The 13452-nt window shown below is 38.9% G+C and carries 12 protein-coding genes and 1 riboswitch; of the genes, 5 read left to right on the top strand and 7 right to left on the bottom strand.

Annotation, left to right across the window (positions count from 1 at the left end; genetic code table 11):
• Positions 1 to 119: 119 nt before the first annotated feature.
• Both CRI88_RS12775 and CRI88_RS12770 read left to right on the top strand, forming a co-directional pair.
• Entirely contained in the window at positions 120 to 902 is a 783-nt protein-coding gene (locus tag CRI88_RS12775; RefSeq protein ID WP_036117590.1) for a TrmB family transcriptional regulator, read from the top strand.
• A gap of 21 nt (positions 903 to 923) precedes the next feature.
• On the top strand, positions 924 to 1310 hold the full coding sequence (locus tag CRI88_RS12770) for a hypothetical protein (RefSeq protein ID WP_036117593.1): 387 nt from the start codon (positions 924 to 926) through the stop codon (positions 1308 to 1310).
• Positions 1311 to 1362: 52 nt separating this feature from the next.
• Here the strand turns inward: CRI88_RS12770 and CRI88_RS12765 are convergent, their stop codons facing one another.
• Entirely contained in the window at positions 1363 to 1788 is a 426-nt protein-coding gene (locus CRI88_RS12765; RefSeq protein ID WP_170829836.1) for a nucleotide excision repair endonuclease, read from the bottom strand.
• Positions 1789 to 1937: 149 nt separating this feature from the next.
• Positions 1938 to 2048: riboswitch (SAM riboswitch) on the top strand.
• 109 nt (positions 2049 to 2157) lie between these two features.
• On the opposite strand from CRI88_RS12765, the gene metA reads away from it, so the two are divergent.
• Positions 2158 to 3093: a homoserine O-acetyltransferase MetA gene (gene metA, locus CRI88_RS12760; RefSeq protein WP_036117598.1), complete on the top strand. Its 936-nt coding sequence runs from the start codon at positions 2158 to 2160 to the stop codon at positions 3091 to 3093.
• A gap of 40 nt (positions 3094 to 3133) precedes the next feature.
• Here metA and CRI88_RS12755 read toward each other — a convergent pair whose 3' ends face one another.
• The 6 genes from CRI88_RS12755 to plsY all read right to left on the bottom strand — a co-directional run bounded on the left by CRI88_RS12755 (position 3134) and on the right by plsY (position 8382).
• The gene (locus CRI88_RS12755; RefSeq protein ID WP_089932808.1) at positions 3134 to 4282 is read right to left on the bottom strand and encodes a GerAB/ArcD/ProY family transporter; all 1149 of its coding nucleotides are present in this window, start codon (positions 4280 to 4282) and stop codon (positions 3134 to 3136) included.
• 30 nt (positions 4283 to 4312) lie between these two features.
• Positions 4313 to 4546 carry a hypothetical protein gene (locus CRI88_RS12750; RefSeq protein WP_036117602.1) on the bottom strand — a complete coding sequence of 78 codons (234 nt, stop codon included), beginning with the start codon at positions 4544 to 4546 and terminating at the stop codon, positions 4313 to 4315.
• Between the two features lie 4 nt (positions 4547 to 4550).
• Positions 4551 to 5750, bottom strand: coding sequence for a Ger(x)C family spore germination protein (locus tag CRI88_RS12745; RefSeq protein ID WP_101966699.1), 1200 nt, complete (start codon positions 5748 to 5750; stop codon positions 4551 to 4553).
• Between the two features lie 25 nt (positions 5751 to 5775).
• On the bottom strand, positions 5776 to 7317 hold the full coding sequence (locus CRI88_RS12740; protein ID WP_036117608.1) for a spore germination protein: 1542 nt from the start codon (positions 7315 to 7317) through the stop codon (positions 5776 to 5778).
• Positions 7318 to 7469: 152 nt separating this feature from the next.
• On the bottom strand, positions 7470 to 7760 hold the full coding sequence (locus tag CRI88_RS12735; protein WP_036117611.1) for a HesB/YadR/YfhF family protein: 291 nt from the start codon (positions 7758 to 7760) through the stop codon (positions 7470 to 7472).
• A 19-nt stretch (positions 7761 to 7779) separates the two neighbouring features.
• Positions 7780 to 8382, bottom strand: a complete 603-nt coding sequence (gene plsY, locus CRI88_RS12730; RefSeq protein ID WP_036117616.1) for a glycerol-3-phosphate 1-O-acyltransferase PlsY — start codon at positions 8380 to 8382, stop codon at positions 7780 to 7782.
• 559 nt (positions 8383 to 8941) lie between these two features.
• On the opposite strand from plsY, the gene parE reads away from it, so the two are divergent.
• Together parE and parC are read left to right on the top strand one after the other, a co-directional pair.
• Entirely contained in the window at positions 8942 to 10918 is a 1977-nt protein-coding gene (gene parE, locus CRI88_RS12725; RefSeq protein ID WP_036117619.1) for a DNA topoisomerase IV subunit B, read from the top strand.
• Positions 10915 to 13353: a DNA topoisomerase IV subunit A gene (parC, locus tag CRI88_RS12720; RefSeq protein WP_058843538.1), complete on the top strand. Its 2439-nt coding sequence runs from the start codon at positions 10915 to 10917 to the stop codon at positions 13351 to 13353. Before parE ends, parC begins: the two co-directional genes overlap by 4 nt.
• Positions 13354 to 13452: the final 99 nt, after the last annotated feature.

Genomic DNA, 13452 nt, shown 5'->3' with positions numbered 1-13452 from the left:
CTCTTTTAAATTAGTTACTACTGAAATAGTAACTAATTTTAATTGCGCTGTAAACCCTCATTTTTTCATTGGCAAATCTTCACAACAGTAGCCTATAATAAAGATAATGGAGGGATTACATGGAGGAATTAATCGCCCAGTTGAAAGACATGGGCTTTACAGAATATGAAGCAAAGGCCTATACGGCACTTGTGCAGCAAAGTCATGTTAGTGCCTATCAGGTCAGTAAAAATTCTGGTATACCACGCGCAAGAATTTATGATATTTTAAACGTCCTTGTAGAAAAGGGAATTGTGCTAAAAGAAGAAACGGCTGAACAAACGACCTATGCGGCTATGCCTGTATCTGTGTTTTTACAGCAGATGCAGCAGCGCTGGCAATCGAATTTTACATCCATGAGTGCGAAATTAGAAAAATTAGAGGAAAAAGTGCAGGAAGTGGAGCCAAAAGTAGTCATGCTAAAGGGCAAGGAGGCGATCATCAACTATTGCCAGTCACTTTTAAAAAAAGCCAAGAAAAAAGTGATTCTATCGATGTGGGAAGATATGTATGATACTTTAAGGGGAGATATTCAAGAAGTGGCACAGCATGTTCCTATTCATGGTATTACCCTATATGTAGGGGAACAGCTAGAGTCGATTGACCAGCATAGAGCTACACACTACACGAAAAAAACGTCTACACCACATTGGTTTATTTTATCGGTAGATGGTCAGGAAATGATTTATGGTCACTCTCCATCTACGCAAGAAATGGCCTTTATCACCAATGACCCTGTCCATATTTATTTGTTAGAGGATTATGTTTGGCATGACGTCCTTATCAATCGATTGGTAAAACGTGATGATCAGGAATTAGAAGACTGGATTGCTAAGGAGCGTAAAGCTTTTTTCTTAGAATAGTCATAAGGGAAGGGGAGTAACGTGAAAAAATTCGTGTTGCTAGGTTTAATGAGCTTATTAATGTTAGGAGCATGTAACGCTAAAACGCCTACCAAATCACTAATGATTCATGAGCTAACTGTCGTTCCAGACAATATTCAACAAAAAATTGAGGCTAATGATAAGATTCAATTATTGTATGAAGATGACTCTACGTATTATCTTGTTTATTATTCGAAAGGGAATGTGCTGGCAAGTATTGCGGCTGAAGAAAACAGTCAAGTCATCCAACTGAAAGAAGGTAGCGAGCAACGAAAAGAGGCTCAACCCTATGTATATAAAATCATTACCAAAGATCCTGAGCTAGACACGATTGATTTGCGAATAAACGGCGAGAGTACGCCAATAGATCGCGTAACCTCTATATAAGACAAAAACCGAAATCCCATTAAATGAGATTTCGGTTTCTTTACAAGATATCTTAATAAAAGACTTTCTCTACATTGTATTTGGAGCGGAAAGTGTTAATCGCATATGTTTCGTAAATTTCACGTTCCATTGGATCTTCTACTTCATAGACCTCAATTTTGAACACTTCATCACGATGATTTTTCATCGGAGATACATTGTCCTCGAAATGCTTTTTAATACGTTGACGAATTTTACGTGCTTTGCCGACAAATAATAGCTCATTCTTGTCATTATAGAATAAAAAAATGCCGCCTTTATCACGTGTGATTTTATGGAAGTCAATAAAACCAAAGTATGGTGTGATAGGCACATCACCAGGTTTTACTTCTTGTTCACGTTGACGGATGACTACATCAGGTTTTGGAAATTCAATTTTAATCAAAGTATTCACGTTCCTCTCTGTTACTAAAGTTATATGGTAACATAAATACGGCATGTTTACCATAAATTTTAAATGTAGAAACACTACTTATAGCAAGCTTAGTGTACATCAAATAAACGAGGAACATGCATTTGAATCACAAAATATTCTATGAATTATTGATATTCTAACTAATTCATGCTACAATTCGATGTAATTAAATAATCTTATCAAGAGAAGCTGAGGGATTTGGCCCGATGACGCTTCAGCAACCTCTAACAATTGTTAGAAAGGTGCTAATTCCAGCGAAGGATTTTTCCTTTGAGAGATAAGAGTGGACGTGAAAAAATCCTTCTCATTCTATCTCGTATGGAATGAGGAGGATTTTTTAATTTGTCAGCAAGGTTTGCTAAAAGAGAGTGATCAAAGAGAGGGGAACGCAAGATGCCAATTAATATTCCGAAAAATTTACCAGCTGGAGAACATTTACGTGAGGAAAAAATCTTCGTCATGGAAGAGGACCGTGCGAAAACACAGCAAATTCGTCCGTTAAACATATTAATATTGAATTTAATGCCTGAAAAAGAAAAAACGGAGCTTCAATTACTACGTTTATTAGGGAATACACCGCTACAGGTAAATATCACCTTTTTAAATACGGCCACACATGAGTCGAAAAACGTCAGTAAATCACATTTACAGCTATTTTACACAACGTTCAACCAAATTCGTCACCGTCGCTATGACGGGATGATTATTACGGGAGCACCTGTAGAAAAAATGGCCTTTGAAGAAGTTAACTATTGGCGGGAAATTTCAGAAATTATGGACTGGTCCAAAAAGAATGTGACATCCGTTTTACATATCTGTTGGGGGGCACAGGCGGCACTGTATCATCATTATGGGATAGGAAAGGTAGAACTTTCAGCTAAATGCTCAGGTGTCTATTCCCATGTAATCACCGATTTAACAGTGGATTTAGTACGTGGCTTCAGTGATTTATTTACCGCTCCACATTCACGCTATACTTCTGTTTCGATCGACGAGGTTCGCAATCATCCAGACTTACGATTATTATCCTATTCAGAGGATGCAGGTGTATTCATCGTCCAATCAAAAGATAATAAAAACATTATGATTACAGGGCATCTGGAGTATGATGCGACAACATTAGCCGATGAATATAGCCGTGATGTCGCAAAGGGCATAGATATCGCTGTTCCTGTGAATTACTTCCCGAATGATGATCCATCACAGGAGCCAATGAATACATGGCGTGCCCATACGCATTTATTATTCTCTAACTGGTTGAACTACTATGTTTACCAAGAAACACCATACGAATGGGATTTTGTAGATGAAATTGAATATCATATTTAATTAATAAAAAGTCTAATTTCTTTTCTCACCATAAAAGAAATTAGACTTTTTGATTGTCATTCGTTGTTTCTGTATTAGGCGTTTCGGTACTTTGAGCTTTGGTTTTGCGATTTCGTATAACTGCGACAATCAATAAAAGTATCGGTAATAAAATGGTGATTATAAAAGAAAAGATTGGCCAAATTTCATTATTGTAATTGGTTGAATGTACAATGTCTGGATGAATAATTTGAGAAAGCCCAATGACAATTAGACCCATCGGTAATATGAGAGGGCGATGATCCTTGATTTTTAAAATTTGCGCAAGACCGACAACAGTCGTATAGAAATACATAAATGTGCGAATATAAATGGATGAAATCCACATAAAGGCCATGATGATTTCAATGCGCTGCAAAAAATTCCCTATCGATATTCTTTGCGCTAAGGCATAGCTAGGAAATGTTCTAGATGACGTATTCTCAGGTCCTAAAACAAGAATCGATAGCACAATCAACGTAATTAAGACGATGCCACCGAGGATTGTCCCAAAATATAACCCTTTCTGTGCAGATGGCTGTACATTGACACCAGCAGGATACAGTATTAATAACACCAGTAATGGAAAGGAAAAGATACTCATAAAGCGTGCAATACTATAAAGCATAGATGTTTTGGTTGCTTCTAATAAGGGTTGAATGTTCTCAAAATGAATTTGAGGCGTAATACAAACCATAAAAAAAATAAAAATAAAGACAAATGCTGGAAAAATAATTTCTGCTGAACGGGCAAAGGTCTCAATGCCTAAATAAGCAGCGTACATAATGATAATACTAAACATCAAGGCAAATGCTAATGTCGGAGTCTCCGGCATGACTTCGGTTTTCATAAAAATACCGATAAAATAGAGTAATTCTCCAGCAGATAGAAAGGTTAAGATTAGGAAACAACTGGCTGTGATTTTTCCAAAAAAACGACCAAGAATTTTTTCATTTGCCTCTACAAAATTAAGTGACGGTGTTTGGTTGGCTAGTGTTAAAAATAATTTAACGGCCAGCAGGCTAAGGACAACTCCAATGCAGGCGGCAATCCATGCATCTTGCTTAGCGGCACCCGTAATACTAGAAGGGATAATTAAAATTGCCGTTCCGATAGAATAGAGGAATGTAATGATTGTAAATTGTCTTGAACTAATAATCTCTTTTTCCATCGAGCAACCCTCCATTTTTTATCCTTCTATCTATTTTGTTAATGACACAATATAATCTTTAATTGGTGTAAAGATAAAGGTAATCAAATCCAATGGGCTTGGAATATGGATTTTTAGCGCATTTCCCATATTCAAAGCCGTTCCGATGAGAAGCAAAATAGAAAATACGACAATGGTTTTTGAATCATGCTGCTTTTTTAGCTTTGGTATAAAAATAAGTGCTAGGATCATTGAAATGATAAAGATGGCTACAGCTAGCACCATTTCGTTACTCCTCCTTTGGCTTGTTTAATAATGAATTTTGCATCGTACCTAAACCTTGTGTCGTTACTTTCACTTGCACATCTACCGCCAAATCTGGAAAGATGGAAGCCCACTCATCCTTAATTTTTTTCCACTGTTTTGGATCTGCACGATGTAAGGCATCACCGAAACCAAACACATCAACCTCATATTGCTGTTGTATTTTCTCCAATGTTTTTTGAATTCGTTCATCAATGCCCTTAGCTGTTTTTTTATTGACATAATCAATGGATTTATTTTTTGTAAGATCGATATCACATTCGACCTCTCCTATGTTCTGCTCAACATTAATACGGACATCAATTTTCGGCTTTCCGTTATCAAAAGACCCTTTCACTTTTGTTGTGGATTGAGTGATTTCAGATGATAGTGTTCCTTTCTTTGGGCAGGCTATGATTTCAATCGTACTCTGTATTTTATCATTCAGGAAACTAACGCTTTTACTTTCTCCCTCAGTCAATAGTCCAATATATTTATCCCCTTTAAAGACCGCTAATCCTGCATACTGCAACAGCACAGGCGTTTTAACTCGTTGCACATTTGTTTGATCTACACCTAATTTCTTATCACCATGTACTTCAATAGCAGTAATTAATGCCCCTTTATGCTTAGTCGTTAATGTATTGACTAACTCATCTATATTGACAGCTATTGTGGCGCCCCAAGCTTTTTCAGAGACATCAAGGGAATTTAACATTTTATTAGCGGGTATCTTTTCAATGGGTGTTAGTACATTTAACACTTCCTTCGCTGTCGCTTCATGAGACATAATGACATCAAAATCCTTACGAAATTCATGGTCCCTTACAATTAAATCAAGTGAATCACTAATTCCTTCTTTTGCTAGATCTTCCCCTAAAACAACCACTTGAAGATGGGCAAAATACGGTTTTCGGGCAGCATTGGTTGTCATTTTTCGAATTGCCTCAAAGATGGTCTCGCCTCTCGAATGATAGCTAACGACAGGAGAGCGTTGCGTGGAAGCCTGTCGCATCGAAATTTCACTTGGATCAACAATTTGAACGGTAATCTCATATTCCTCGTCTATTTTGTCAATACCCAGTGCTACGACAATGGCTAATTCATTTAATTCACGCTTACTCCAGCAGCCACTTAACAGTAAAGTGAGGATACATAGTAAGCAAATCACTTTTATTTTTGCCATATTCCATTCCTCATTTATCCAGTAGTTATTTCCTGCCCTTTACATTGACATATTTATGTCCTCTAACAATATTTTTTTGATTAACTAAACGAGGTCGTGTTAGTAACTTTCTACGAGGGAACAAAAGAAAGGCATCCTTTTGATCCTTTAAAACTAACGGTGCAAATGGACTTAAATAAGGTACACCAAATGAACGAATACTACATAAATGGAGAATAATGACCATAATACCGAACATAACACCAAATAAACCAAACATAGCTGCTAAAATCATTAATGGGAAACGTAACACACGAATCGTATTCGACAAACCGTAGGCAGGGAAAAGAAAACTACAAATTGCTGTTAAAGCTACAATAATGACCATTACAGCAGATACCACACCCGCATCAACTGCCGCCTGACCAATAACTAAAGTACCGACTATAGACACCGCTGGGCCGATTGTTCTAGGCATACGAAGCCCAGCCTCCCTTAATACCTCAAAGGCAATCTCCATAATGAGTGCCTCCACAACTGCGGGGAAGGGAACGCCTTCTCTTTGTGAAGCAATACTAATCAACATTGGTGTTGGCAGCATTTCCTGGTGAAAGGTAGTTATAGCCACATATAAGGATGGCGCGACTAATGCCAGACCGATGCCAAAAAAGCGAAGTATGCGTACAAGTGAGCTAATCATCCAATGCTGATAATAATCCTCCGCTGATTGCAAAAAGGATGTAAATAACGCTGGTACTACTAAGACAAAGGGAGTACCATCAACAAGAATCGCCACTTTGCCATCTAATAATTCACCAGCAATAACATCTGGACGTTCTGAATTGTAGACTGTTGGAAACATAGAGTTTTTAGAGTCTTGAATAAAATCCTCTATATAGCCACTTTCCAGTATGCCATCGATATTAATGCGGTCTAATCGGGCTAATACCTCTGCGACGATTTTGTCACTGGCAATGCCATTTATATACATAACCGCTACATCTGTTTGTGTCACATCACCGATAACTCGTGACTTTATCCAGAGATTCGGGCTTTTTATTTTGCGACGGATGAGTGCGGTATTGGTACGTATGGTTTCGGTAAAGGACTCCCTAGGACCTCGAATAACAGATTCAGTCGATGGCTCTGTAACGGCTCGATCCTTAGCACTTCTGGTACTTGTCACAATCCCTTCTGCAAACCCATCTAATAAAATAACCGTTTCCCCATTGAGAATGGCATTGTAGAGTGTTGTGAAATGCTCGATATTCGACACATCCCCAACTGTTAAATAGGAGTTTCGTACATATTGATTAATGGTCGTTATTTCAATGTCTTGTTCTTCCTCGATATTTGCCATAAGCTTATCAATAACAGAATCGGAGATTGTCGTTTTATCTGACAAGCCATCAATCGAAATGATAGCGATGTTATGAGGGGTAGATTCACCAATTGTGATTTCACGTATGATGATGTCATTACTGTGACCAAGCGCCTGTTCAATGATTTTTTTATTTTTAGCTAGGGATGTATACAACAAATCGTTTGTATGGGATGGGGAGGTATCGATATTGTTAGACATAGACATGTGTTTTCCTCCTCAAATATACGCTCATTATTTATAGAGTGGACAATTTTTTTGAGAGATAAACGAGGTGAGGGTGAAAATCTAACTATTGGCATGATGGAGCCAAATAAAAAAACAGTCTATCCTTTCATGGACTGAAAGGATAGACTGTTTTATGTACGATAGTCATATTGCAATTCATCATTACTAGCATCAACGTCAACATGTAAGTTGTGATCGTTAAAGAACCAGAGATCTTTCTCATCAATGTAATAGGTTACATCATCAACCACTGTCTGTACGCCTATAGCAATAGGTTCTTCACGAGTCATGCCAAGTGAAAAGCCTTCATGAAAAGGACTAGAGCCACCATAGCGTGCATAAAAACGAATCGTATCACCTGGTTCTACTTCCATTTCGTGTTTGAACCACTGGAGTGCTTCATCTGTCAATGCAATGTTCATTTCGAATGCTCCTCTCTTCCTAAAGCCATTTTACCTTTGGCTCAGTGCCGTTTTTAATACGTGTAATATTGGCACGGTGACGATAAATAATAAAGGTAAATAAAAAGGCTACCAAGATGCCTAATGCAAAGTCACCCGTAACAAAATAATAAACGATTGCATAGATAAGTGCTACTAAAGCGGCTATCATCGATGTTAGGCTGACGATCTTTGTGATTTTTAATGTCACAATAAAGGTAATAAATAATAGGACAAAGAGTGGCCACGAATAGCCTAATAAAACACCTGCGGATGTTGCCACTGCTTTTCCACCACGGAAATTGGCGAAGATCGGAAACATATGACCGATTACGGCAACAAGACCAAGTAATAAGGGATGCAGTGTGCTGTCAGAGAAAACGGGAAGTGCTACTAATAAAACCGCAGCTGTTCCTTTGAGCACATCCATTACGGTTACAACAATACCTGCTTTTTTCCCTAATGTTCGGAATGTGTTGGTTGCACCAAGATTACCGCTCCCGTGTTCACGAATATCGGTATTATAAAAAATTTTACCTATCCATAATCCAGAAGGTATAGAGCCGATTAGATAAGCACATAAAATAATAAGTCCATTGATCATAGCTGGACTCCTTTCATTCATAGTCCATCACTTGGTACTAATAGTTTGTAACAAGTATTTTACACTTTTTCTTGCTAATCTACAATGTTATGAAGGAGATTTCATTAGGAGCCTTGAATTCAATACAAAAGAAAACCTATTAATAAGGGGTAGGCTTTCAGACATGAGATTCTAGAAAGTGAAAAAAAGCCTTTATAAAAATATAGGCAAAAAGGCAATTTTGTCAATCCTTCATTCCTTTGGTAGAATAGAAGTCTAACTTTATCCAGTTTAACCGTAATAAACATTGTAGCGTTTACACTGAACTAGATTCTATGTATGCTGAAACTAAATCGGCTACTATGCGTCAAACGTTTATGGATACTAGTAGCAGTCTGCCCTGCTTAAATACCAATTTTAAGCAACTGTTGCAGATGTTTACTATTGATAAAGATGATCAAAACTGTGAGCAAATTTTAAAAATTTAATGGACCTGTCGCTAGCTATTGACAGGAAATGCTATTATTATTAGGATGAGAACATAAATAGAACATGTGTTTGTTTTTTGGAGGGGAATTTTTTGACGAATAAACAGTCAACTAGCGTTTATAATGATGACGCTATACAAGTATTAGAAGGATTAGAAGCGGTACGCAAACGACCTGGCATGTATATCGGTTCAACGGATGGCCGTGGACTTCATCACCTTGTGTATGAAATCGTAGATAATGCGGTGGATGAAGCACTGGCCGGCTTTGGATCTCATATTATTGTCACAATTCATAAGGATCAAAGTATGAGTGTGCGCGACTTTGGCCGTGGGATGCCAACAGGTATGCATAAAATGGGTAAACCTACCCCTGAAATTATTTTTACGGTGCTACACGCAGGTGGTAAATTTGGACAAGGTGGTTATAAAACAAGTGGTGGCTTGCATGGTGTAGGTTCCTCTGTAGTTAATGCACTATCAACATTTTTAGAGGTGACGATCCATCGTGATGGTAAAAAGTATCGTCAGCGCTTTGAGCATGGTGGACATCCTGTCACAACACTTGAAGAAATTGGGCAAACGAAGCAAACAGGTACACTTGTTCATTTCCTACCAGACGAAACGATTTTTTCTGTCACAAAATTCAATTATGATACGTTAGCAGAACGTTTACGTGAATCAGCCTTTTTATTAAAGGGCTTAAAAATTGAATTAATCGATGAGCGCGAGGAAGGCAAACAAGATGTATTCTTTTATGAGAATGGCATTGAAGCTTTCGTTGCGTATTTGAATGAAGAAAAGGATGTTCTTCATCCTGTGAAATATGTAGAAGGCATACAAGATGATATTGAAGTAGAATTCGCTTTCCAATATAACGATGGTTATTCAGAAACGATTTTGTCGTTCGTTAATAATGTACGTACTCGTGATGGCGGCACACATGAAACGGGTGCAAAAGCGGCATTGACGCGTGTATTTAATGAATATGCAAGAAAAATCGGCTTGCTAAAGGACAAGGATAAAAACCTTGAAGGGACAGATATTCGTGAGGGTTTAGCAGCAATCGTGTCTGTTCGTATTCCAGAGCATTTATTACAATTTGAAGGACAAACCAAGGGCAAGCTTGGTACAAGTGAGGCTCGCTCTGCCGTAGATAGCGTAGTGTCTGAGCAAATTTTGTATGTGCTAGAGGAAAATGCAGAGTTATCGGCTTCTCTTGTACGTAAAGCAATCCGTGCGCAGCAAGTAAGAGAAGCGGCTCGTAAAGCGCGTGAGGACGCTCGGAATGGCAAGAAAAGCAAAAAAGGTAGTACGATTCTATCAGGCAAATTAACACCAGCTCAGTCTCGCAATGCGGCCAAGAATGAGTTGTATTTAGTTGAGGGTGATTCTGCAGGTGGTTCTGCCAAACAAGGTCGTGATCGTACATTCCAAGCGATTTTGCCTTTGCGCGGTAAGGTCATCAACACAGAAAAAGCCAAGCTACAGGACATTATGAAAAACGAAGAAATATCAACGATTATCCATGCGATTGGAGCAGGTGTTGGCACGGATTTTGCTGTGGAGGATTCAGCCTACGATAAAGTAGTGATTATGACCGATGCGGATACGGACGGGGCACATATTCAAGTCTTGCTCTTAACGTTCTTCTATCGTTATATGCGTCCACTCATTGAAGGAGGCAAAGTCTATATCGCTTTACCACCACTTTATAAGGTATCAAAAGGTACTGGTAAAAAAGAAGTGATTGAATATGCTTGGACAGAAAACGATTTACAAAAGGCCATCCAGAAAGTTGGAAAGGGTTACATATTGCAGCGCTATAAAGGTCTTGGTGAGATGAATGCTGACCAGCTATGGGATACGACAATGAACCCTGAGACACGGACATTAATTCGTGTCACAATCGAGGATGGTGCACGTGCAGAGAGACGTGTCACGACGTTAATGGGTGATAAAGTAGAACCGCGTCGTAAATGGATCGAAGCCAATGTTGACTTCGGTATGGAGGATGATTCAAATATTTTAGAAAATGAATTCATCCAACAAGAGGAGGACCAAGCATGAGTAGTACAGAAAAGTTTCAAGATTTACCGCTAGAAGAAGTGATGGGTGATCGTTTTGGTCGCTATAGTAAATATATTATTCAAGACCGCGCGTTGCCTGATGCACGTGACGGTCTTAAACCAGTACAGCGTCGTATTTTATATGCAATGTTTACAGAAGGCAATACACAGGATAAACCGTTTCGAAAATCCGCAAAAACTGTCGGGAACGTAATCGGTAATTACCATCCGCACGGTGATAGCTCTGTTTATGAAGCAATGGTACGTATGAGTCAGGACTGGAAGGCACGTCATATGCTTATTGAGATGCATGGTAACAATGGTTCGGTTGATGGTGATCCTCCAGCTGCGATGCGTTATACAGAGGCGAGACTGTCTGCTATTGCTGGTGAAATGCTACGAGATATTGGCAAGAAAACGGTCGAGTTTGTACCAAACTTTGATGATCAAGATATGGAGCCGACTGTTTTACCTGCACGTTTTCCAAACTTACTAGTCAATGGCTCTACAGGGATTTCGGCTGGCTATGCAACAGATATTCCCCCGCATGCGCTAGATGAAGTGCTAGATGCTGTGTTAATGCGCTTAGACAAGCCGAACGTGACAGTAGATGAGTTGATGACTGTGATTAAAGGGCCGGATTTCCCGACAGGTGGGATTATCCAAGGGGTAGATGGCATCAAAAAGGCTTATGAAACAGGTCGAGGTAAAATCATTGTCCGTGCGCAAGCCGTAGTAGAACCGATCAAGGGTGGCAAAGAGCAAATTGTCATCACGGAATTACCATATGATGTGAATAAAGCGAATCTTGTGAAAAAAATTGATGAGCAACGTGTAGATAAACGTTTAGAGGGTATTGCGGAAATCCGAGATGAATCAGACCGTACAGGCTTACGTGTTGTAATTGAGCTGAAAAAGGATGTTCCGGGAAAAGGAATCTTACAATATCTATTTAAAACAACAGATTTACAGGTAGCTTATAATTTTAATATGATTGCTATTCATAATCGTCGTCCAACGATGATGACATTGCCATTATTGCTAGATGCCTATATTGCGCATCAAAAAGAAGTGGTGACGAACCGTTCGATTTATGATTTACAAAAGGCAAAGGATCGTTCTCATATTGTAGAAGGGTTAATTAAAGCACTCTCCATTTTAGATGAAGTGATTGCGACAATCCGTTCTTCTAACGATAAGAAGGATGCGAAGCTTAATTTACAAGCGAAGTTTGATTTTACAGAGGTACAAGCCGAGGCGATCGTTAGCTTACAATTATATCGTTTAACGAATACAGACATTACAGAGCTTCGTCAAGAGCAAGACGAGTTAAATAAGTTGATTGCGAAGCTAGAAGGAATTTTACAAAGTGAAGCCAAGCTTGTACGTGTCATTAAACAAGAGTTACTAGAGATTAAGAAACGCTTCACAGAGCCACGTCGCTCGAAAATTGAGCAGGAAATAGAAGAAATTAAAATTACGCTAGATGTCCTTGTGCCAAGTGAAGAGGTTGTGGTGACGGTGACAAAGGATGGCTATATTAAACGTACATCCACACGTTCACATGCCGCTTCCAATGGTCAGGATTTTGCGATGAAGGATTCGGATTACTTATTGTATGAAGCAACCTTAAATACACAGCATCATCTGTTACTGTTCACAAATCGAGGCAATTATATTTACCAGCCTGTTCATGAGCTACCTGATATTCGCTGGAAGGATCTTGGACAGCATATTTCAAGTATTGTGCCAACAGGGGAAGATGAGTCTATTATTGCAGTGTATGGCTTTGAAACATTCGAGCAGCCAAATACGTATATTTTAACAGCTACAAAAGATGGTCAAATTAAACGCTCCCCACTGGCAGATTATGCGGTGACGCGTTATTCGAAGCCAATAAAAACAATGAATGTTAAAGCGGGCGATGCGATGATCTTTGCATCGTTTGTGACAGATGATGTGGAACTGATGTTAACAACGGATACAGCCTATGCGATTCGTTTCCCACTGGAAGAATTACCAGTTACAGGGGTGAAAACAGGCGGTGTCAAAGGCATCACGCTAAAGGATGGAGAAGCCTTAGTCGGTGTCAATGTGCTACAGCCTGATGCTACACAATATGTGGTAATCGTCACACAGCGTGGAGCCGTGAAGAAAATGAATGTTGCAGAAGTTGAAGTGGCAAGTCGTGCAAAACGTGGTCTAAAAGTATTAACAGAATTAAAAGCAAATCCTCACCGTATTGTGGCAGTTATTCAAGCAACGAATGAGGAGCAAATAGTGATTGAAACGGAAAAAGGTGTACAAGAGCTCATTGATGTCCAAACATTGACGCGTGCTGATCGCCATTCCAACGGTTCGTTTAAAGTGGATATTGCAACAGATGGGGCTATTTCCCATGTTTTAACGGCTAAAAAAGAACAGAAACTAAGCTAATGATAAGCCCAGTCTCTTAGGAGTGCTGGGTTTTTTTACGAGAGCAGTCGTTAGTCAAAAATAGCATCTTGTCATTTTAGCGTAACTATGGGTATAATA

The sequence above is a fragment of the Lysinibacillus fusiformis genome (genome assembly GCF_002845985.1).
Classification (GTDB): domain Bacteria; phylum Bacillota; class Bacilli; order Bacillales_A; family Planococcaceae; genus Lysinibacillus; species Lysinibacillus fusiformis_D.
This window is presented reverse-complemented; position numbering and strand designations above follow the sequence as displayed.

What these genes read in the sequence shown, in the direction of transcription:
- CRI88_RS12775 (WP_036117590.1), top strand. Translation starts at nt 120, where the DNA reads ATGGAGGAATTAATCGCCCAGTTGAAAGACATGGGCTTTACAGAATAT.
- CRI88_RS12765 (WP_170829836.1), bottom strand. Translation starts at nt 1,788, where the DNA reads ATGCCGTATTTATGTTACCATATAACTTTAGTAACAGAGAGGAACGTG.
- metA (WP_036117598.1), top strand. Translation starts at nt 2,158, where the DNA reads ATGCCAATTAATATTCCGAAAAATTTACCAGCTGGAGAACATTTACGT.
- CRI88_RS12755 (WP_089932808.1), bottom strand. Translation starts at nt 4,282, where the DNA reads ATGGAAAAAGAGATTATTAGTTCAAGACAATTTACAATCATTACATTC.
- CRI88_RS12750 (WP_036117602.1), bottom strand. Translation starts at nt 4,546, where the DNA reads ATGGTGCTAGCTGTAGCCATCTTTATCATTTCAATGATCCTAGCACTT.
- CRI88_RS12745 (WP_101966699.1), bottom strand. Translation starts at nt 5,750, where the DNA reads ATGGCAAAAATAAAAGTGATTTGCTTACTATGTATCCTCACTTTACTG.
- CRI88_RS12740 (WP_036117608.1), bottom strand. Translation starts at nt 7,317, where the DNA reads ATGTCTATGTCTAACAATATCGATACCTCCCCATCCCATACAAACGAT.
- CRI88_RS12735 (WP_036117611.1), bottom strand. Translation starts at nt 7,760, where the DNA reads ATGAACATTGCATTGACAGATGAAGCACTCCAGTGGTTCAAACACGAA.
- plsY (WP_036117616.1), bottom strand. Translation starts at nt 8,382, where the DNA reads ATGATCAATGGACTTATTATTTTATGTGCTTATCTAATCGGCTCTATA.
- parC (WP_058843538.1), top strand. Translation starts at nt 10,915, where the DNA reads ATGAGTAGTACAGAAAAGTTTCAAGATTTACCGCTAGAAGAAGTGATG.